This window comes from Streptomyces sp. NPDC050564, from assembly GCF_044457265.1.
Taxonomy (GTDB): Bacteria; Actinomycetota; Actinomycetes; order Streptomycetales; family Streptomycetaceae; genus Streptomyces.
In genome coordinates, this window is the sequence record NZ_JBITGS010000012.1 from 227,026 (window position 1) to 246,390 (window position 19,365).

The following is a 19,365-nucleotide window of genomic DNA, read 5'->3' on the forward strand; positions in this document are numbered from 1 at the left end:
CCTGACGCCCGTGCCGCGGTCCGGGCCGACGGGCCCCCGGTTCTGCACGGCGGATCGGGGCAGCAGGCCCTAGCGTGAGGCGTATGGACCTGAAACTCTCCCAATGCTTCATCGCCGTGGACGACCACGACAAGGCGCTCGCCTTCTACCGGGACGTACTGGGCCTGGAGGTCCGCAACGACGTGGGGTTCGAGGGCATGCGCTGGGTGACGGTCGGCTCGCCGCTCCAGCCGGACGTGGAGATCGTCCTGGAGCCACCCGCGGCGAGCCCCGACACCTCCCCCGCGGACAAGCAGGCCATGGCCGAGCTGCTGGCCAAGGGCGTCCTGCGCGGTGTCATCTTCTCCACGGCCGACTGCGACGCCCTCTACGAACGCGTCCACGCCTCAGGCGCCGAAGTCCTCCAGGAACCCATGGACCAGCCCTACGGCCTCCGCGACTGCGCCTTCCGCGACCCGGCGGGCAACGTCCTCCGCTTCACCGAACGCTCCGATGCCTGACCCGGACTACCGCTACATCGGCCCCGGGGACCTCTTCACCACCGGCTCCCCGGGGCGCGCCATCACTGCGCCGTCCGACCTCGTCACCTGGCTCGCGGACCGCCCCGCGGAAGAACGGGCCGAGCCCTTCACCTTCGTCGTGGACCTGCAGGGCACCCTCCGCCTCGCCACGCGCCGCAGCGAGCACGTGGCCTGTGCCGGGGGCGAGCGGGTGCCGGCAGCCGGTGAGATCGGGTTCGGGCGGGAGGGCGAGGTCTGGGTGGTGGACGAGGTCAGCAATCAGTCGACCGGATACTGCCCCGACGTGACGTCCTGGACGGCCGTCTCCGCCGCCCTGCGCCGGGCGGGGCTCGAGCACCCGCCGGCCTTCACCCACGCAATGGTCTTCAGGCGCTGCACGGGGTGCCGGGAGGTCGGAATCGTGCGGGAGGGAGACTACGTCTGTGTGTTCTACGGGTGCGATCTGCCCGTGGAGTGGAACGTCTGAGGAATGTCCGAGGAGTCACCCATGCCGTCCGCCCGCCCCCATGTCCTGTACGTCAGCGATCTGGCCTATCCGGCCAAGGGGCGCCGTTACTGCGACGAGGACATCCTTCTCACCTCGCGGCTGCGCGAGGAGTTCGACGTCGCCGTGTGTCATCCGCTGGACGCGGCCGGGTTGATGGACGGCTTCGACGTCGTGGTCGTGCGGAACAGCGGGCCGGTGCTGAACTACCGGGCGGAGTACGACGCGTTCCGGGAGCGGGCGGTCGCGGACGGTGTGCGCGTGTACAACGAGCTGTCGGGGAAGGGGGACATGGCGGGGAAGGGGTACCTGCTGGAGCTGACCTCGGCCGGGTACCCGGTCATCCCCACCATCGACCGCGCACAGGACCTGGGGCGGCTGCCCGACGTCGACACGTACGTGGTGAAGCCGAAGCTGGGGGCCGACTCCATAGGGCTGGAGTTCGTGGCGCGCGAGCGGCTCCCCGAGCTGGCGTACGGCGACGTCCTGGTCCAGCCGCGCATCGACTTCCGCTACGAGGTCTCCTTCTACTTCGTCGACCGCGCCTTCCAGTACGCCCTGTACGCGCCCCGCCCGGACCGGCGCTGGGCCCTGGAACCGTACGAACCGACCGTGCAGGACCTGGAGTTCGCTCAGCGGTTCGTCGACTGGAACGACATCGAGCACGGGATCCAGCGCGTGGACGCCTGCCGGGCCCCCGGCGGCGAGCTGCTTCTCGTCGAGCTGGAGGACCTCAACCCGTATCTGTCCCTGGACGTCCTCGCCCCCGACGTCCAGGGCGCCTTCGTCGCGAGCATGAAAACCTCGTTGCGCGCGCTGATCGGGCGGGAGACGGTACGAGCCGTACCGGCCGTCCGACAGGGAGCGCCCCGATGACCGCACCATCGATCCGGTGGACCTACGCCTTCGTCGACCGGCCCATGAAGGAGTTCGGGCCGGCCACCGATTTCTGGACCGCGGTCACAGGGACACGGCTGTCGCAACCCCGCGGCGACCAGGGCGAGTTCGTCACTCTGCTGCACGAAGGCGCCGACGCGTGTGTGAAGGCGCAGGGTGTCGGGTCGGGTGACGGCGGCGCGCATCTCGACCTCGCCGTCGAGGACGTACCGGCGCTGGTGGAGGCGGCGCTGCGGCGGGGCGCGACACTCGTCGCCGAGTACGACGGGTGGGCCGTACTGCGTTCCCCCGGCGGGCAGTTGTTCTGTGCGGTGCCATGGCACGGGGAGTCGGCTCGGCCGCCCGTGGTCGAGGGACCGAGCGGCGCGACCAGCCGGCTCGACCAGGTGTGCGTCGACCTGGCTCCGTCCGTGTACGGCGCCGAGATCACCTTCTGGAGCGAGCTCACCGGCTGGGACTCCCACCCCGGCGCCCTCCCGGAGTTCCACCTGGTCAAGCCTCCCGCCGCCCTCCCCTTCCGCATCCTCCTGCAACGCCTGGACAGCGACCGCCCCGCCTCCGCCCACCTCGACATCGCCTGCTCGGACATCGAGGCGGTGCGGGCCCGGCACGAAGGTCTTGGTGCCACCCTGGTCGACCGCGGCGCCCTCTGGGCGGTGATGCGGGACCCGGTCGGCGGCACCTACTGCCTGACACCCCGCGACCCCGGAACGGGCAGCCTTCACCAGCCAAGGGTCGCGTACGCGCAGATGCCGTCCTCCCCGTCCTCGACGCGCGGACAGGACGAGGGCAGGTCGTCGTAGCGAAGGAGCGGGGCCGGGACCTTCCGGTGGTCCTTGTTCTGCTCCCAGACGCGCGGTCCCTGCGGCTCCGCCGAGTCCTGCAGCCACAGCGTGAGTCCGCCGCCCACGACCACGGCCACCGTCCACACCGCCGCCGCCCATCGCCACACCCGGCGCCGTCGCCCCGCTGTCGTCGTCACGCCGGCGTCACCTCGCCCTGGTGCCACGAGCGCTCGGTGAGGTGCGGAAGAGGTTCGGCCATGCCGCAAACGCTACGGCTTGAGGCGTGCGGACCGCGCGTGCAGATAGCGCTGTTCGGGAAGGCTGAGGGACTTGCGGGCCGCGGACTCGTACGCGGCACGGGCCGCCGCCGGGTCGCCCGCGCGTTCCAGCAGGTGGCCGCGGACCGCGTCCAGCCGGTGACCGGCCGCCAACTCGTCCTCCAACGCGTCGAGTTCGGCCAGGCCCGCCCGCGGCCCGTGCACCATGGCCACCGCCACCGCCCGGTTCAGGCGCTCGACGGGGCCGGGGACCCGACGGATCAGCACGTCGTACAGGCCGAGGATCTCGCGCCAGTCCGTCGCCTCCGGGGACGGCGCCTCGTCGTGCACTGCGGCGATGGCGGCCCGGAGTTGGTAGGGCCCCGCCCGCCCTCGCGACGACGACAGCGCCTGCGTCACCAGGGCCACACCCTCTTCGATCGCTGCCTTGTCCCACAGATCGCGGTCCTGCTCGTCGAGGGGCACCAGCTCGCCGTGCGGGCCCGTCCGGGCGGCACGGCGGGCGTCGGTCAGCAGCATCAGCGCCAGCAGCCCCGTCACCTCGTGGTCCTCGGGCAGCAGCCGGTGCACGGTTCGCGTCAACCGGATGGCCTCGCCGGCGAGCTCGGCCCGCCGGAGCACCGTTCCGGACGTCGCCGTATAGCCCTCGTTGAAGATCAGATACAGGGTGTGGAGGACAGCCGGCAGTCGCTCCTCCCACCGGTCCGGGCGCCCGAATCGGACCCCCTTCACCCGCTGCTTGGCTCTGCTGACCCGCTGGGCCATCGTCGCCTCGGGCACGAGGTACGCCCGCGCGATCTCCGCCGTGGTCAGACCGCCGACGGCCCGCAGGGTGAGCGCGATCTGCGCGGGCGCGGTCAGATCGGGGTGGCAGCAGAGGAAGAGGAGCGAGAGCGTGTCGTCCTCGCTCGGCGCCCGGTCCACCGTCGGTGGCGGTGCCGTGAAGGCGTCCCGGGGAGTCAGCGCCGCCGCCCTCTCCTCCCGCAGCCGCCGCGCCTCCTCACTGCGCAGGGCATCCGTCAGCCGCCGCGAGGCGACCTTGATCAGCCAGCCGCGCGGATTGTCGGGCACGCCCTTGTCGGCCCACTGCCCGGCCGCCGCGAGCAACGCCTCCTGTACGGCGTCCTCGGCGGCGTCGAAATGCCCGTACCGGCGGACGAGCGCGCCGAGGACCTGCGGCGCGTGCCGGCGCAGCAGATCCTCGATCTCGATGCTCATGCCGGTCAGATGTCCCCGGCGCCGTCCATGATGGGCCGGATGACGACCGGGTAGTCGGTGGCACCCTCCGGGCACGGGCACCGCGTGACGCGCTCGGCGATCTCGGTGACCCGCTCCAGGCTCGCGCACTCCAGGACCCAGTAGCCGGCCATCAGCTCCTTGGTCTCGCTGTACGGGCCATCGGTGATCACGGCCTTGCCGTCCTTGCCCAGGGCGACCAGGCGGGTCTGCGCCGGCTCGGCCAGCCCCTGCCCGTCGATCAGCTCCCCGGTCTCGGACAGGTCGTCGTTGATCGCGCCCATGTACGCGTACATGGCCTGCAGTTCCTGCTCGCTCCAGGCCGGGGCCTGCGCGGATGCCTTGCCACGCATGGCCTCGTAGTCGGCCTGCGTGCCCTGCACCATCACCAGGTACTTCATGAGTCCGCTCCTTCGGCTCCCGCCGCCCACGGTGGGCGGCTCTCGCAGGAGACGTCGGAGCCGACCCTCGATTCTCTACGCGGTCACGCGATTTCGGTCAGGATTTCTCCGTGGCCGACTCCTCCCGCTCGTCCGGGGACTCCTCCGCGGACTCGCCGAGGTACGCAGCGCACTTCGGATTCCGGCAGGGCCCGGGCCTCCAGAGGGGAACCCACGCACCCAGCGTCTTGTGACGCCGTACGACCGTGGCGACCGGCTGCCCGCATTGGGGACATACATACTCATCGGTGCCCATGCCTTCAGGGTAGGACGGCAGGACCCTCAGCGCTTCCTGCTGTACGTCCGCACGAGCACCCCGCTCTTGAACACCCGCACCCCGTCGAGAGCGAACTCGGCGACGTCGAACCCGGAGCCGAACATCGGCATGCCGGAGCCCAGCACCACCGGGTAGGTCTTGATGACGAGCTCGTCCACCTCGTCGATCAGCGCCCCCGCGAGCTGCGAGCCACCGCACAGATAGATGCCGAACTCGCCGTCCTCCGCCTTGAGTTCGCGCACCCTGCCGAGGACGTCGTCCGCGACGATCTCCACATGCGGATCGGGCGACTCCTTGAGGCTGCGCGAGGCGACGTACTCGCGCAGATGGGCGTAGGGGCTGGTGACGCCGGCCTCCAGCGCCAGGTCGTAGCTGGCGCGGCCCTGGATGATCGTGTCGAAGTGCCGGTTCCCCAGATCGTCGATGCCGAGCGGGCGGCGGCCGTGGGTCGCCAGTGTCTCCGGGTACTCCGCCTTGAGGAAGTCCTCCAGGAACTCCTCGTCGACGAACGGCATGAAGCACTGCGCGTCGCCGTCCGGGGCTCCGATGAAGCCGTCGATCGAGCAGGCGATGAAGTACGTGAGCTTGCGCAAGCGGGTCTCTTTTCGTCAGTCGTCAGGCACTCGGCTCGCAACCACTCCAGTTATAGTGCTTCACCTGTAGTGGTTACAAGGGACTTATGGAGGTTGCGCGATGGCAAGGAATCCCGAGCGCAGAGCGGCCCTCGTCGACGCGGCCGTGGAGGTCCTGGCCCGCGAGGGAGCGCGCGGGCTGACGTTCCGCGCCGTGGACGCCGAGGCCGCCGTCCCGGTGGGCACCTCGTCGAACTACTTCACCGACCGCGACGACCTGCTGAGCCAGGTCGACACCCACCTCCACCTGCGCCTCGCCCCCGACCCTGCCGTGCTCGCCGAGTTGCTGAAGGGGCCGAAGGACCGCTTGCTGGTGCTGGAGTTCATGCGCGACCTGCTGGCCCGCGCGACGCGTGACCGCACGGGCTATCTCGCCCTCTTCGAGATGCGCCTGGAGGCCACCCGCCGCCCCGCCCTGCGCGCCTCGTACACCGAGTCGGTACGCGGCGACCTGGAGCAGGGCATGGAGTTCCACCGGGACGCCGGGCTGCCCGGCGGCGACGAGACCGTGACGGTGCTCTATCTCGCCGTACTCGGGCTGCTCCTGGAGCACCTGACCCTGCCCGGGGTTCTGGACGGCGTACTGCCGGGAGTCGCCGTCCCGGACGATCTGCTCGAACGGATCGTGACGACGATCGTCCCGGCGAGCTGAGCGGCTCCCCGGAGTCGCTCAGCCCTCCTGCCCGGGCCGCGGCTCGCGCCACATGGGCCACATCTGCGGACCGTCCGGCAGATCGAGGGGACGCCCGACAAGGTCGAATCCGAGACGCTCGTACAGCGCCCGGCTGCGGGCGTTGCTCGCCTCCAGATACGCGGGCAGGCCCTCGCGGTCGCAGCGGGCGAGAACCGACTGGATGAGTGCGGTGCCCAGACCCTCACCCTGCCGCTCCGGCGCCACGGCGATCATCCACAGATACTCGTGGTCGCGGCCCGCGGGGTGGACGTCCGCCGTCAGCCGCCCGATCAGCTCGACGCGCTCGTTGTCCGGGTCGACCGCCTCGCGCAGCTGTACGGCACCGTCCTCGTCGCCATGCGCTTCGGCGGGAACCGGCACCCAGAGGGCACACGCCACACCGTCCTCCGCCAGATCGACCCGCCCCTCGGCGAGCACGACATCAAGAAACGCGGCCATCAACTTCTGGTGCGTCGCCCGCCGGTGTGCCTCGTCCGGAAACACCCAGCCGCTCACCGGATCATCCAGGAAGGCCGCATCGAGCAACCGGACGACCAGCTCCCGGTCCCCCTCGCCCGCCGTACGGATCGCCACGCCCATGTGCCCGCTCCCCTTCGCCCCAACTGACGTTGATCGTATGGCGGTTGAAGCGTAACCGCTGGGACCTACCGCTTCAGGTCCGACAGGCACCCTCAGCCCGTCCAGCACATGAGCACGAGCCGGAGAGCCGCCCCCGCCCCGCAGCCCTGTCCAGCCCGTCCGGCTCTTCCAGCCCCTCCGGCTCTTCCAGCCCGTCCGGCGTTCGAGGACGAGGCCGTTCAGACCGAAGCGGGGGCCTGGGGGCGGCAGCCCAATGCAATTGCCTTGGTGTCCCGGCCACGTAGTACCCATGGCGACGAGCGCGCCGGATGTCCGTGAGTGTGGCTGGCACGAAGGGGATGCGGGCGCTGAGGTCATGGATCCGGCCGACGCACACCATCCGCCTCGCCCCACCGCTCTGCGCTGACGCATACAGCCGTTCCGGTGGCACGAGGGATGACCGGGAAACGGCACCGCCCGAGCGATCCGAGGCCGGCCACGCTGTGCAGCCGTCGTCAGCCGGGCAACGGGATCGGCGAGTCCGTGCGGCCGCTCGCTGGCGCCGTCACCCCGGCGGCCTCCCGCACACCGCCCGCGAGCACCGCGCACGTGAACACGATCACCGGGGCCTTCCAGTCCCAGGAGGCGAACGCAATCACCGGTAGGACGAACATCGAATGGACGGCGGAGACGGCAAACGCCGCCCCCGCCCAACCTCCGCCGATAGCCGGCCGACGTACGGTCGCCCAGTGGCGCCACCACAGTCCGGCAGCCACCGCCGCGATGACGGCCATCACGGCAGCGCCCAGTCGGGCCAGATCAGCATCGGTCACACTGTCAGGGTCCGGTGCGGTCGAACCGGTCGTGTGCACGCTCAGCGCAACCGCAGTCCATCCGAGGGCCGCCGCACCCAGCAAGGAAGCCAGAACTGCTGCGCGTCGCCGGCCCCAACTCGTCCCGGAATGCGTCAAGTTCGAATTCATGCCTCATCCTAGGGGCAGTGTTGCTGGTTTTCAGTAGGCACCGTCGACCGAGGAGAATGGCGCCGCATGACCGTCTTTCGCTGTGCCAACTGCCGGCAGCGAAGCCGCGGTCGGCGATGACGAGCCGGGCTCGCGCCCGGCACAACGAGGACCGGTTCACCCCCGCCGGGGTCCGGCTGCCCGGGATACCCCGTCACACGCGGGGCACCGATCTCCGCAGCTCAAAAGCAACTGCATCGGGGGCGTCAGCCCCCAGGTACGGGACGGGCAGGGGCGGAGGGGGCGGAAAAGACGGGCCCCGCACACCGTGGGGATGTGCGGGACCCGCCCGGCCGGAGCCCGGCGCCGTACGGAGGTCAGGTGCCGTACGGAACCGGAGGCTCCGGGGTCTTCGGCCGGCGCACCGGCCCGGTCAGTTGCTCCGCCGTGTCACGAACTCCGCCAGCGCGAGGAGCCCACCCGCCGCATCCGGATCGGGCACCGCCCGGGACAGCTCATGCATCGCCCGGGACATCCGGTCGACCGCCTGAGCCTGCGCCCAGTCGCGACCACCCGCCCGCTCGACGGCGAGGGCCGTACGCTCCAACTCCCCTTCTTCATAGGGAACTCCGTACAGCTCGGCCAGTTCATCGGCCGCCGGCGTGCCCGAGGCGAGCGCGGCGACCACGGGCAGTGACTTCTTGCGGGCGATGAGATCCGCCCCGGCCGGCTTGCCGGTACGGCTCGGGTCCCCCCAGATCCCGATCACGTCGTCGATCAGCTGGAACGCGAGCCCGGCCTCCCGGCCGAACGCGTCCAACGCCTCGACGTCCTTCTCGTCCGCCCCCGCGTACAGCGCCCCGAGTGCACAGGCGCCGCCGATCAGGGCACCCGTCTTCGCCTCGGCCATGGCGAGGCACTCGTCGAGGGTGACCTCGTCGGGGCCGCGCTTCTCCATGGCCATGTCCGCGTACTGTCCCGCGCACAGCTCGACCACGCAGGACGCGAGCCGGGCGGCGGCCGCCGCCGACGCCGGGTGCGGATCCTCGGCGAGCAGCCGCTGGGCGAGCGCCTGCAGAGCGTCCCCGGCGAGGATCACGTCGGCGTCGCCGAACACGGTCCAGGCGGTGGGGCGGTGCCTGCGGGTGGTGTCCCGGTCCATGACGTCGTCGTGCAGCAAGGTGAAGTTGTGGATCAGCTCCACGGCGGCGGCCGCCCGCACGGCCGTCGTGTGCTGTCCGCCGAGCGCCCGGACCGCGGTCAGCACGAGCGCGGGCCGGATCGCCTTGCCCGCGTGGCCCGCCGCCGGTGTGCCGTCCGCGTGCTCCCAGCCGAAGTGGTAGAGCGCGATCCGGCGCATCGAGCCGGGCAGCGATTCGATGGCCCCGCGCAGTTCGGGGTCGACCGACGCCCGGGCGCGCTCCAGAATGCCCGCCGCTTCCTGCCCGTCGAGCGGGCTCGGTGGCCCCTTCCTGGCCGTAGGCCTCCCGATGGGGCTCCGCCTGTGCAGGATCTCGGTCGGGCTCTGCGTCGCCTCCGTCATGAACTCACCCGTGAACTCCCCCTGCACACCTCACCCATGGAATCGCCCCGGAGAGTCCGCGGACGGTGGCGCTTCCGCGGCCGCTGGGCGCGTAACCCCTCGGTGTACCCGCCCCGAGGGGCGGGAACACGGCGACCGCCGGCTCGCGGAAGGTCACCGCCAGCGGCCGATCTCGACGTTCTCCAGGATGCCGAGAGCGTCCGGCACGAGCACCGCGGCCGAGTAGTACGCCGTCACCAGGTAGGAGACGATCGCCTGCTCGTTGATGCCCATGAAGCGCACCGACAGGCTCGGCTCGATCTCGTCCGGGATGCCCGCCTGCTGGAGCCCGATCACGCCCTGCTCGGCCTCGCCGGTACGCATGGCGATGATCGAGGTCGTACGGGTGTCGCTGACCGGGATCTTGTTGCACGGGAAGAGCGGCACGCCGCGCCAGGTCGGGATGCGGTTGCCCGCGATCTCGACGCTCTCGGGGACGAGTCCGCGCTTGTTGCACTCGCGGCCGAACGCGGAGATCGCACGTGGGTGGGCGAGGAACAGCTTGGTGCCGCGCCTGCGGCTGAGTAGTTCGTCGAGGTCGTCGGGGCCGGGAACGCCGTCGTGCGGTTGCAGCCGCTGGTCGTACTCGCAGTTGTTGAGCAGCCCGAACTCCCGGTTGTTGATGAGCTCGTGCTCCTGGCGCTCCTTCAACGCCTCTACGGTGAGCCTCAGTTGCTGCTCGGTCTGATTCATGGGCTGGTTGTAGAGGTCGGCCACGCGTGTGTGCAGACGCAGTACGGTCTGGGCGATGCTCAGTTCGTACTCGCGCGGCGCGGCCTCGTAGTCGACGAAGGTGCCGGGGATGTCCGGCTCTCCGGTGTGGCCGGCCGAGAGGTCGATCTCCTTCTCGCCGTACTTGTTGGCGCGCTGCTCCGGGATCGCGCGCAGCTCCTGGAGGTGGGTGCGCAGGGACTCCGCGCGCTCCGCGACCTGTTCGAGATCCTGGCGGGGCAGCGTGAGCACGGTGACCGCGGTGACGGCGCGGGCCGTGTACTCCCAGATGGCGTCCGGGTCGATGAGCGCCTGCTCCCCGAAGTACGCGCCATCGGCGAGGACACCGAGCACCGCGTCGTCCCCGTAGGGGCCGGTGCCGATCTTCTCGACCTTGCCGTGCGCCAGCAGGAACACCTCGTCGGCCTGGCTGCCGAACGAGGCGAGCACCTCCCCCGGCGCGAACTCCCGCTGCCCGCAGCGCTGGGCGAGCTCGCCGAGCACCTCCTGATCCTCGTACGACCGCAGTACGGACAGTTCACCGAGTTCCGCGGGGATGACCTGGACGCGGTCACCGGTCTTCACGAACGTCACGCGGCCGTCGCCCACGGAGTAGCTGAGCCGCCGGTTCACGCGGTACGTGCCACCCTGCACGTTCACCCACGGCAGCATGCGCAGCAGCCACCGTGAGCTGATCTCCTGCATCTGGGGTGCGGACTTGGTGGTGGTGGCCAGGTTCCGCGCGGCGGATGTGCCGAGACTCTGCTGCGGCCTACCCTGGTCCGCGCGGACCTCTTCGCCTACCGACATGAAAATTGCCCTCCCGGTCGTGCACTGATCTGCGGGGACAAGCCTTCCATCACGGAACGTGGCTGTGCCATTACACGAATGAGCGGGAATGGATCATCCGAGACTTGGGCACGCGGCGTACTTCTGTCCAGGGAACTCCAAGATCCGGCCAACCGTTTGCCCCTTTGACGGACAACGACAGGAGACAGCAGTGGCAGGCTTCCTGGACCGTGCGAAAGAACAGGCACAGCGCGGCCTCACACAGGGCAAGCAGAAGATCGACGACGTGCAGGCGCAGCGCGCCGGTGGCGACCTCCTCAAGAAACTGGGCGCGGCGTACTACGCGGAGCGGCGCGGCAGCGGCTCCCCCGAGGCGACACAACAGGCCCTGCAGGCCCTGGAAAGCCACATAGCGACGCACGGGGACGCGTTCCTGCGCGCCTGAGGGGCCCCTTGCCCGCCTGACCGGATCGGCTCGCACGCTGTGCGAACGAGTAGGCCCGGCCGCCCGATCACGGGTACAAGCTGCGGTACGAGACGGCCGCGACAGGGCGGCCGGCGTGCAGCGCGAAGGAGGCGGCCATGGCCCCACCCATGTCCGCGGGCAGTTTCCTGGACCGGCTCAGGGAGGCAGGAGTCACCGTCGTCGAGGTCGGCGACTGGGAGCATCACAACCGCAATCACCAGGGCCCGTGGGGTCCGGTCTACGGCGTGATGATCCACCACACGGTGACCTCGGGCAGCGAGCGCACCGTCGAGATCTGCCGCGAGGGCTACCAGGGGCTGCCCGGGCCGCTGTGCCACGGCGTCATCACCAAGGACGGCGTCCTCCACCTCGTCGGCTACGGCAGGGCCAACCACGCGGGCATGGGCGACGACGACGTCCTGCGCGCGGTGATCGCGGAGAAGGCGCTTCCGCACGACAACGAGGCGAACACCGACGGCAACCGCCACTTCTACGGCTTCGAGTGCGAGAACCTCGGCGACGGAAAGGACCCCTGGCCCGAGGCGCAACTGGACACCATCGAGAAGGTCTCCGCCGCGATCTGCCGCCACCACCACTGGACCGAGCGCTCGGTCATCGGCCACCTCGAGTGGCAGCCCGGAAAGGTGGACCCCAGAGGATTCACGATGGCCCACCTGCGGGAGCGCATCCGCGACCGCCTGAAGTGACGTGCGGGCACGGGTGGCTGCCCCGCCCCCGGACAGATGTCCGACAATGGCCGGGTGACCAGCCCCGACGTCCCTGACGCTCCCGAAGCGCTCGGCCCGACGGCCCTGCGGCCGCGACTCCCGTCGCCGCTGCGCGAGGCCGCGGACGAGCGCTTCGCCCGCCATGGCGTCCGACTGCTGCTCAAGCGGGACGATCTGATCCACCCGGAGCTGATCGGCAACAAGTGGCGGAAGCTGGCCCCGAACCTGGAGGCGGCGGCGGGCCGCACGGTGGTCACCTTCGGCGGGGCGTACTCGAACCATCTGCGCGCCACAGCCGCCGCGGGCCGCCTCCTGGGCCTGCCCACCCTGGGCGTGATCCGCGGCCAGGAGCTGGCCGACCGTCCCTTCAACCCCTCGCTCGCCCGGTGCGCGGCCGACGGCATGCGGCTGCACTTCATCGACAGATCGACATACCGCCGCAAAGCGGAGCCGGAGACGCTGGCCGCCATCCTGCGAACAGCGGGCGCCGAGGACGCGTACGTCGTGCCCGAGGGCGGCAGCAACTCCCTCGCCGTGCACGGTTGCCGGGCGCTCGGCGAGGAACTGCGCGACCACGGCGGCATCGACGTGGCCGCCCTCGCCTGCGGCACCGGCGGCACTCTCGCAGGCCTGGCCGCCGGACTCGGCCCCGACCAACGGGCCCTTGGCTTCCCCGTCCTCAAGGGCGGTTTCCTCAGCGCCGACATACAGGCCCTCCAGCAGGCCGCCTTCGGCACCCGTCGCGGCATCTGGTCCCTCGATGACCGCTTCCACTTCGGCGGCTACGCCCGCACCACCGCCGAACTCGACGCCTTCGCCGAGGACTTCGAGCACCGCCACAGTCTGCCTGTCGAACGTCTCTATGTCGCCAAGGTGCTGTATGGGCTTGCCGTCCTGGCCCAGGAGGGCGCTTTCGCGCGGGGGACGACGGTAGCGGCCGTGATCACGGGAGCACCGTTCCAGGCGTGACGGGCCAAGTGGGGAGAACGCGTCGGCTTCAGAGATGATCAGGCCTTCGTCAGCCTCTTGGCGGCGGAGCCGGCACGCCCTCCGGCAGGGTGGCGAACCCTCACCTGGGACGCCTTGATCATCGGCAGCCGGGCGCGGGACTTCGTCACCCGGACCGGCGATGTGCTGCCGGCGGACACCCGCCAGGCGGCCGAGCCGCACTTCGCCGGGATCGGGGAATCATTCGACGCGCTGCTCCTCGGCACCGCGGAAGCACAGGCGGGACCGGCCTAGGGTTCCCGGGCTCGCGGGCTCACGAGCTCACGAGCTCCGGGGCCCGGGACTCCGGGACTCCGGAGCAGTACTCACGCCGCCTCCCGATAGGCCGCCGCCTCCTCCAGGTCCAGTCGGCGCAGCAGGGTCCGCAGCATCTCGTCGTCGATGTAGCGCAGGTCCCGGAGCTTCACGAAGACCTCGCGTTCGGCGCCGATCATCTCGCCGGACAGCCGGCGGTAGGTGTCGTCGGCGGTCTCGCCGGTGACCGGGTTGACCGCGCCGAGGCGCTCCCAGACGGCGTTGCGCCGCCGTTCCAGGACGCTGCGCAGGCGGTCGGCGAGGGGCGGAGGCAGGGCGTTGCGCTCGTCGGCGAGAAGTTCGTCGAGGCGTTGTTCCGCGGCCCGGGAGGCCTGCGCCTGAGCATTGGCCTCGGCGAGCGTCTCAGCCTGCGTGTCGCGCCCCGGCAGCTTCAGGAGGCGGATCAGCGGGGGCAGCGTCAGCCCCTGCACGACCAGGGTCCCGATGACGGTCGTGAAGGTCAGGAAGAGGATCAGGTTGCGATCGGGAAAGGCCCCGCCGCCATGCACCGTGAGCGGGATGGAGAAGGCGATGGCGAGCGAGACCACTCCGCGCATACCGGCCCAGCCGATGATGAACGGCGCCTTCCAGGTGGGGTTCTTCTCGCGCCCCCGGATCCGCGCCGACAACAGCCGCGGCAGGAACGTCGCCGGATACACCCACACGAACCGGGACGCGACCACTACGAAGAAGAGGGCCACCGCGTACCACGCGGCGCTGGTGCCCTCGTACTGTCCGAGTCCCTTGAGGACGACCGGCAGCTGCAGTCCGATCAGTGCGAACACCGCCGACTCCAGGATGAACGCGACCATCTTCCAGACCGCCTCCTCCTGGAGCCGGGTCGCGAAGTCGACCTCCCAGGAACGGTGTCCGAGGTAGAGAGCGACGACGACCACCGCGAGCACCCCGGAGGCGTGCACCTGCTCGGCGATCCCGTACGCGACGAAGGGGATCAGCAAGGAGAGGGTGTTCTGGAGAAGCGCCTCCTTCAGGTGCGTGCGCAGCCAGTGCAGCGGCAGCATCAGGACGAGCCCGACAGCCACGCCGCCGACCGACGCGAGCAGGAACTCGCCGACGCCGCCCGCCCACGTCGCGCCCTCGCCGACCGCGGCGGCGAGCGCCACCTTGTAGGCGGTGATCGCGGTCGCGTCGTTCACCAGGGACTCGCCCTGGAGGATGGTGGTGATCTTCGAGGGCAGACCCACGCGGCGTGCGACCGCGGTGGCGGCGACCGCGTCCGGCGGAGCCACCACGGCCCCGAGCACCAGCGCTGCCGGAAGCGGCAGGCTGGGCACGATCAGATACGCGGCCCAGCCGACCACGAGGGTTGCGAAGAGGACGTACCCGACCGACAACAGCGCGACCGGCCGCAGTTGCGCCCGCAGATCGAGATACGAACTGTCGGTGGCCGCCGTATACAGCAGCGGGGGCAGCAGCAGCGGGAGCACGACCTCGGGGTTGAGCTCGTAAGGGGGCACGCCCGGCACGTACGAGACCGCCAGGCCCACCGCGACGAGCAGGAGCGGTGCGGGGATCGGTGTGCGGCGAGCGGCCCCGGCGACCGCCGCGCTCCCCGCGACCAGCAACAGCAGTGGCAAAACGTGCATCGTCTTCCGCCCGCCCTCGTTTTCGCGCGGCTTCCCGCACACCCGACGTAACCTGGCAATCATGAAACAGTGCACGCACGCCGACGCGCTGCCTCACCCCGAGCCAGAGCCCCTGAGTGAGACCTGTCTGGAGTGTCTGGCCGCCGGCACGCATCCGGTGCAGCTTCGCCTGTGCCTGGAGTGCGGGCACCTGGGTTGCTGCGATTCCTCACCGCTGCGTCACGCGACGGAGCACTTCAAGGACACCGGCCACCCGATCATGCGCACGTTCGAGCCCGGGGAGAACTGGCGTTGGTGCTTCACCGACCACGTCCTCGTATGACGCGTGGACGGCATACTGAAAGAACTCGTGGATCACGAACGCGGGTGACCCTCGATCCCGACGGTTCGACGGTCTGACGCCTGGGTACGTCAACCCGGCGCGCGCTCTTCCTATTTGGGCCCGCAGACCCCTAGCCACTGTCCGTACTCATAGGCTTACTATGAGTGACAGCAAGGGAGCGGGGTCCCCAGGACAGGAAACTTGGGAGCGCGGTAGCGTCACCGCTGAACCACATATCGCGTTACCCCGGGGGGCGACCCTCGGCCCCGAGAGAGCTCGAATGAGCTTGTACCACCATGGAGGTGAGGGTGTCCCAGATCGCAGGCGAGCCCGCGACGAAGGACTTCGTGGAAGTCCGGCTGCCGGCCGCGGGTGCCTACCTGTCGGTGCTGCGCACGGCCACGGCCGGGCTTGCGGCCCGTTTGGACTTCACCCTCGACGAGATCGAGGACCTGCGCATCGCGGTCGACGAGGCCTGCGCAATCCTGCTGCAACAGGCCGTCCCCGGCTCGGTGCTCAGCTGTGTCTTCCGGCTCATCGACGACTCTCTGGAGGTCACGGTCTCGGCCCCGACCACGGACGGTCACGCCCCCTCCCGGGACACCTTCGCGTGGACCGTCCTCTCGGCCCTCGCCGGCAAGGTCGACTCGACCGTCGCCGAGGACAAGACCGTTTCGATCAGCCTCTACAAACAGCGCGGCGCGGGACCCGGGCCGGCGTGAGGAACGGGGACGGGCCGGTGCGGGACGAAGAGCGCGGCACACGGGAGCTTCCTGCCGAGCGTGTCGACGGCCTCGGTGGGCCGCGGCGCACGGCGGAAGGCGTCGACGGCATCCCCGAGCAGGCCCGACCGCACCCGGAGGACGGCGCCTCCTCGGCCGTATCCGCAGCGCCGATCGACGAGCACGAACGGGAGAAGCTCTCCGGCCAGGACGACGGGCAACGGGATCCGGAGGGTGCCGCGCGGAGCACGTCCTCGGAGGGGCGACGGCTGGTGACGGGCGGGACTATGAGCGAGCACGAGCGAGACGACGAGCTGGGAGCGCAGAGCGTGCAGGGCGCGCAGCACGGGCCGAGCGCCCAGCACATCCAGCACGACCCCCAGGACCGCAGCGGGGCACGGGCGATGTTCATCGAGCTGCGCAAGCTGAAGGAGGGCAGCGCCGAGTACGCCGAGCTGCGCAACCAGCTGGTCCGCATGCATCTGCCCCTCGTCGAGCATCTGGCACGCCGCTTCCGCAACCGCGGGGAGCCGCTGGACGACCTCACCCAGGTCGCCACCATCGGCCTGATCAAGTCGGTCGACCGCTTCGACCCGGAGCGCGGCGTCGAATTCTCGACGTACGCGACGCCCACTGTCGTCGGCGAGATCAAGCGGCACTTCCGCGACAAGGGCTGGGCGGTGCGGGTGCCGCGCCGGCTGCAGGAGCTGCGGCTCGCGCTCACCACGGCGACCGCCGAGCTCTCGCAGCTGCACGGCCGCTCCCCCACGGTCCACGAACTGGCCGAGAAGCTGGCCATCTCGGAGGAGGAGGTTCTGGAGGGCCTGGAGTCCGCCAACGCGTACTCCACGCTGTCCCTGGACGTCCCCGACACGGACGACGAGTCCCCGGCCGTCGCGGACACCCTGGGCGCCGAGGACGAGGCCCTGGAGGGCGTCGAGTACCGGGAATCGTTGAAACCGCTGCTCGAAGACCTCCCCCCGCGCGAGAAGCGCATCCTGCTGCTGCGCTTCTTCGGCAACATGACGCAGTCGCAGATCGCGCAGGAGGTCGGCATCTCCCAGATGCACGTGTCGCGGCTGCTGGCTCGCACGCTGGCGCAGCTGCGGGAGAAGCTCCTCGTGGAGGAGTGAGACGAGCCGAAGGGGGACCAGCGGAACAAGCCGGAGTGAGACCGGCTACTTCTGGTCCTGTGCGTCCCCGCCAGGCGCTCGGATTCCGAGGGCCCGCGTCGTTGCCGGGTTCACCAGCAACACCAGCGCCGCGATCGCGACGACCGCCAGGGCGATGCCGCCGGGGATCGCGATGCTGTCGGCCTGGAGCAGGTTGTAGGCCACGGGCAGCGCCATGATCTGGGTGATGACGGCCGGGCCCCGGCTCCAGCCGCGGCGCAGCAGCAGTCCGCGCGCGGCCAGCAGGGGCAGCAGGGCGAGCACGATCAGCGTGACACCGCCGGTGACGGCCTGCTGCCGGTCGTCGGGGTCGCCCGTGAGGCCCAGGACGAGCATGTAGCCGCCGCCCGCCACGAGGGCGAGCCCCTCCAGTGCGGCCAGCGCCGCCGCGGCGGTCAGCCGTCCGGGGCGGGATTCTGCGGTGGGGGCGTCGGGGGTGGGGTTCTGCTCAGGGCTCACCCCTGAAGGGTAGCCGCCGACCCTGCGCCGCCGACGGCACCCGGTATACGGACTCACGTCACCGGGTGGGCAGACTCACGTCCCCATCTCTTACCTGATCCCTACCTCGGTCTGGGATGAGTACCACCCAGTAGGTACGCTGCATCGCATGCGTGCACTTCTCGTGGTCAATCCGGCAGCAACCACCACAAGTGCGCGCACGCGTGACGTATTGATCCACGCACTGGCCAGTGAGATGAAGCTCGAGGCCGTCACCACCGAGTACCGCGGACACGCCCGGGACCTCGGCCGGCAGGCCGCGGAGAGCAAGGACATCGACCTGGTCGTGGCCCTCGGCGGCGACGGCACGGTCAACGAGGTCGTGAACGGCCTGCTGCACCACGGCCCCGATCCGGAGCGCCTGCCGCGCCTCGCCGTGGTCCCCGGCGGCTCCACCAATGTCTTCGCCCGCGCCCTCGGCCTGCCCAACGACGCGGTGGAGGCCACCGGCGCACTGCTGGACGCGCTGCGCGAGGAGCGCGAGCGCACGATCGGCTTGGGCCTGGCCGCGGGCACTCCCGGCACGGAGGACGAAGCCGTGCCGTCCCGCTGGTTCACGTTCTGCGCGGGACTCGGCTTCGACGCGGGCGTGATCGGCCGGGTCGAACAGCAGCGTGAACGCGGCAAGCGCTCCACGCATGCGCTGTATCTCCGCCAAGCGGTGCGCACATTTTTGGACGAACCTCACCGCAGACACGGAACGATCACATTGGAGCGCCCCGGCGCGGACCCGGTCACCGATCTGGTCCTGTCCATAATTTGCAATACCTCGCCGTGGACGTTTCTCGGCAATCGTCCGGTGTACGCGGCGCCTAAGGCCTCGTTCGATACCGGGCTCGACGTACTCGGTCTCAGCCGCATGTCGACGACCGCTGTTGCCCGGTATGCCACGCAGTTGCTCACTTCGTCCCCCGAGCGCGGTCCCCATGGCAAGCACGCCGCGTCTCTGCACGACTTGACAGACTTCACCTTGCATTCGAAGGTGCCGCTGCCCCTTCAGATGGACGGCGACCACCTCGGACTGCGCACCAGCGTGACGTTCACAGGCGTACGCCGTGCACTGCGTGTGATTGTGTGAGCGGAAGGGCTCAAAGTCCTTTCACTCGAACGTTTAGACCAGGATCCACCCCATGGAAGTACGGCTGTGACCTAGTCGACACCGAGGAATCAAAAAAAACTTTCCTGAAGGGGTTGTATCCGCCGCTGAGGTTTGCGAGTCTCTACGTGGCGCTCGGGACGGCCCGCAACATCGGCCACCACAGAGAGCCAGAACCCCTCCTCAAATCACAGGACCACGCCAGTCCGTCTGGTAGTCGGCCCTTCACTTGTTGAGGGATTCGTGAAAGCGTTCACATTCACAAGCAACCTGCATGTAATACCAAGGAGAGGTAGCAGCCATGGACTGGCGTCACAACGCCGTTTGCCGCGAGGAAGACCCCGAGCTCTTCTTCCCCATCGGCAACACCGGTCCTGCGCTGCTGCAGATCGAGGAAGCCAAGGCCGTCTGCCGCCGCTGCCCCGTCATGGAGCAGTGCCTGCAGTGGGCGCTCGAGTCCGGCCAGGACTCCGGCGTCTGGGGTGGCCTCAGCGAGGACGAGCGCCGTGCGATGAAGCGTCGCGCCGCCCGCAACCGGGCCCGTCAGGCCACCGCCTGACACCCCACCCCGCACGAGCCTGAGCTTGGCGGCGCGTACAGCGAGTA

At 70.1% G+C, this 19,365-nt stretch carries 25 protein-coding genes; 14 read left to right on the forward strand and 11 right to left on the reverse strand.

What is annotated here, in order from left to right; genetic code table 11:
• Window positions 1-83: 83 nt before the first annotated feature.
• From ACIBK0_RS21020 to ACIBK0_RS21035, 4 genes are read left to right on the forward strand one after another with little or no spacing between them, the layout of a single operon-like run.
• Window positions 84-500, forward strand: coding sequence for a VOC family protein (locus ACIBK0_RS21020; protein WP_399081803.1), 417 nt, complete (start codon window positions 84-86; stop codon window positions 498-500).
• Window positions 493-987: a hypothetical protein gene (locus ACIBK0_RS21025; RefSeq protein WP_399081805.1), complete on the forward strand. Its 495-nt coding sequence runs from the start codon at window positions 493-495 to the stop codon at window positions 985-987. The genes ACIBK0_RS21020 and ACIBK0_RS21025 overlap by 8 nt, the downstream gene beginning before the upstream one ends.
• Window positions 988-1,008: 21 nt before the next feature.
• Complete coding sequence (locus ACIBK0_RS21030) at window positions 1,009-1,881, forward strand: hypothetical protein (protein ID WP_399081807.1); 873 nt, start codon at window positions 1,009-1,011, stop codon at window positions 1,879-1,881.
• Window positions 1,878-2,705, forward strand: coding sequence for a VOC family protein (locus ACIBK0_RS21035; RefSeq protein WP_399081809.1), 828 nt, complete (start codon window positions 1,878-1,880; stop codon window positions 2,703-2,705). Before ACIBK0_RS21030 ends, ACIBK0_RS21035 begins: the two co-directional genes overlap by 4 nt.
• Here ACIBK0_RS21035 and ACIBK0_RS21040 read toward each other — a convergent pair.
• From ACIBK0_RS21040 to ACIBK0_RS21060, 5 genes are all read right to left on the reverse strand, one after another.
• Complete coding sequence (locus tag ACIBK0_RS21040; protein WP_399081811.1) at window positions 2,624-2,884, reverse strand: hypothetical protein; 261 nt, start codon at window positions 2,882-2,884, stop codon at window positions 2,624-2,626. The two genes, ACIBK0_RS21035 and ACIBK0_RS21040, sit on opposite strands and share 82 nt — an antisense overlap.
• Window positions 2,885-2,956: 72 nt before the next feature.
• Window positions 2,957-4,183: an RNA polymerase sigma factor gene (locus tag ACIBK0_RS21045; RefSeq protein WP_399081813.1), complete on the reverse strand. Its 1,227-nt coding sequence runs from the start codon at window positions 4,181-4,183 to the stop codon at window positions 2,957-2,959.
• 5 nt (window positions 4,184-4,188) lie between these two features.
• Window positions 4,189-4,602: a YciI family protein gene (locus ACIBK0_RS21050; RefSeq protein WP_399081815.1), complete on the reverse strand. Its 414-nt coding sequence runs from the start codon at window positions 4,600-4,602 to the stop codon at window positions 4,189-4,191.
• Between the two features lie 97 nt (window positions 4,603-4,699).
• Complete coding sequence (locus tag ACIBK0_RS21055) at window positions 4,700-4,897, reverse strand: hypothetical protein (protein WP_399081817.1); 198 nt, start codon at window positions 4,895-4,897, stop codon at window positions 4,700-4,702.
• Between the two features lie 26 nt (window positions 4,898-4,923).
• Window positions 4,924-5,511 carry a dihydrofolate reductase family protein gene (locus tag ACIBK0_RS21060; RefSeq protein WP_399081819.1) on the reverse strand — a complete coding sequence of 196 codons (588 nt, stop codon included), beginning with the start codon at window positions 5,509-5,511 and terminating at the stop codon, window positions 4,924-4,926.
• A gap of 100 nt (window positions 5,512-5,611) precedes the next feature.
• Between ACIBK0_RS21060 and ACIBK0_RS21065 the strand changes: the two genes are divergently transcribed.
• Window positions 5,612-6,202 carry a TetR/AcrR family transcriptional regulator gene (locus ACIBK0_RS21065; RefSeq protein ID WP_399081821.1) on the forward strand — a complete coding sequence of 197 codons (591 nt, stop codon included), beginning with the start codon at window positions 5,612-5,614 and terminating at the stop codon, window positions 6,200-6,202.
• An 18-nt stretch (window positions 6,203-6,220) separates the two neighbouring features.
• Here the strand turns inward: ACIBK0_RS21065 and ACIBK0_RS21070 are convergent, their stop codons facing one another.
• From ACIBK0_RS21070 to ACIBK0_RS21085, 4 genes are all read right to left on the reverse strand, one after another.
• Window positions 6,221-6,823 carry a GNAT family N-acetyltransferase gene (locus ACIBK0_RS21070; protein ID WP_399081823.1) on the reverse strand — a complete coding sequence of 201 codons (603 nt, stop codon included), beginning with the start codon at window positions 6,821-6,823 and terminating at the stop codon, window positions 6,221-6,223.
• Between the two features lie 494 nt (window positions 6,824-7,317).
• A complete protein-coding gene (locus tag ACIBK0_RS21075) occupies window positions 7,318-7,635 on the reverse strand; it encodes a hypothetical protein (RefSeq protein ID WP_399081825.1) in 318 nt (105 codons plus the stop codon).
• Between the two features lie 562 nt (window positions 7,636-8,197).
• Window positions 8,198-9,307 (reverse strand): family 2 encapsulin nanocompartment cargo protein polyprenyl transferase, encoded by a 1,110-nt coding sequence (locus ACIBK0_RS21080; RefSeq protein WP_399081827.1) that lies wholly within the window; start codon window positions 9,305-9,307, stop codon window positions 8,198-8,200.
• Between the two features lie 153 nt (window positions 9,308-9,460).
• Window positions 9,461-10,867: a family 2B encapsulin nanocompartment shell protein gene (locus tag ACIBK0_RS21085; protein WP_399081829.1), complete on the reverse strand. Its 1,407-nt coding sequence runs from the start codon at window positions 10,865-10,867 to the stop codon at window positions 9,461-9,463.
• Between the two features lie 190 nt (window positions 10,868-11,057).
• Between ACIBK0_RS21085 and ACIBK0_RS21090 the strand changes: the two genes are divergently transcribed.
• The 4 genes from ACIBK0_RS21090 (at window position 11,058) to ACIBK0_RS21105 (ending at window position 13,282) form a co-directional block, all read left to right on the forward strand.
• A complete protein-coding gene (locus ACIBK0_RS21090) occupies window positions 11,058-11,291 on the forward strand; it encodes a hypothetical protein (protein WP_399081831.1) in 234 nt (77 codons plus the stop codon).
• Between the two features lie 137 nt (window positions 11,292-11,428).
• Window positions 11,429-12,019, forward strand: coding sequence for an N-acetylmuramoyl-L-alanine amidase (locus tag ACIBK0_RS21095; RefSeq protein ID WP_399081833.1), 591 nt, complete (start codon window positions 11,429-11,431; stop codon window positions 12,017-12,019).
• A 36-nt stretch (window positions 12,020-12,055) separates the two neighbouring features.
• Complete coding sequence (locus ACIBK0_RS21100) at window positions 12,056-13,009, forward strand: 1-aminocyclopropane-1-carboxylate deaminase/D-cysteine desulfhydrase (RefSeq protein ID WP_399081836.1); 954 nt, start codon at window positions 12,056-12,058, stop codon at window positions 13,007-13,009.
• A 114-nt stretch (window positions 13,010-13,123) separates the two neighbouring features.
• Window positions 13,124-13,282 (forward strand): hypothetical protein, encoded by a 159-nt coding sequence (locus ACIBK0_RS21105; protein WP_399081838.1) that lies wholly within the window; start codon window positions 13,124-13,126, stop codon window positions 13,280-13,282.
• Window positions 13,283-13,353: 71 nt separating this feature from the next.
• Here the strand turns inward: ACIBK0_RS21105 and ACIBK0_RS21110 are convergent, their stop codons facing one another.
• On the reverse strand, window positions 13,354-14,949 hold the full coding sequence (locus ACIBK0_RS21110; protein ID WP_399081840.1) for a Na+/H+ antiporter: 1,596 nt from the start codon (window positions 14,947-14,949) through the stop codon (window positions 13,354-13,356).
• A gap of 61 nt (window positions 14,950-15,010) precedes the next feature.
• Here ACIBK0_RS21110 and ACIBK0_RS21115 point away from each other — a divergent pair, with 61 nt between their 5' ends.
• From ACIBK0_RS21115 to ACIBK0_RS21125, 3 genes are all read left to right on the forward strand, one after another.
• Entirely contained in the window at window positions 15,011-15,271 is a 261-nt protein-coding gene (locus ACIBK0_RS21115) for a UBP-type zinc finger domain-containing protein (protein ID WP_399081842.1), read from the forward strand.
• Window positions 15,272-15,579: 308 nt separating this feature from the next.
• Window positions 15,580-15,993 carry an anti-sigma regulatory factor gene (locus ACIBK0_RS21120; RefSeq protein WP_054228129.1) on the forward strand — a complete coding sequence of 138 codons (414 nt, stop codon included), beginning with the start codon at window positions 15,580-15,582 and terminating at the stop codon, window positions 15,991-15,993.
• The gene (locus tag ACIBK0_RS21125; RefSeq protein WP_399081844.1) at window positions 15,990-17,126 is read left to right on the forward strand and encodes an RNA polymerase sigma factor SigF; all 1,137 of its coding nucleotides are present in this window, start codon (window positions 15,990-15,992) and stop codon (window positions 17,124-17,126) included. Before ACIBK0_RS21120 ends, ACIBK0_RS21125 begins: the two co-directional genes overlap by 4 nt.
• A gap of 45 nt (window positions 17,127-17,171) precedes the next feature.
• Here the strand turns inward: ACIBK0_RS21125 and ACIBK0_RS21130 are convergent, their stop codons facing one another.
• Window positions 17,172-17,624, reverse strand: coding sequence for a hypothetical protein (locus ACIBK0_RS21130; RefSeq protein WP_399081846.1), 453 nt, complete (start codon window positions 17,622-17,624; stop codon window positions 17,172-17,174).
• Between the two features lie 148 nt (window positions 17,625-17,772).
• On the opposite strand from ACIBK0_RS21130, the gene ACIBK0_RS21135 reads away from it, so the two are divergent.
• Together ACIBK0_RS21135 and ACIBK0_RS21140 are read left to right on the forward strand one after the other, a co-directional pair.
• Window positions 17,773-18,741: a diacylglycerol/lipid kinase family protein gene (locus ACIBK0_RS21135; protein ID WP_399081848.1), complete on the forward strand. Its 969-nt coding sequence runs from the start codon at window positions 17,773-17,775 to the stop codon at window positions 18,739-18,741.
• A 319-nt stretch (window positions 18,742-19,060) separates the two neighbouring features.
• Window positions 19,061-19,318: a WhiB family transcriptional regulator gene (locus tag ACIBK0_RS21140; RefSeq protein WP_006380970.1), complete on the forward strand. Its 258-nt coding sequence runs from the start codon at window positions 19,061-19,063 to the stop codon at window positions 19,316-19,318.
• Window positions 19,319-19,365 lie beyond the last annotated feature (47 nt).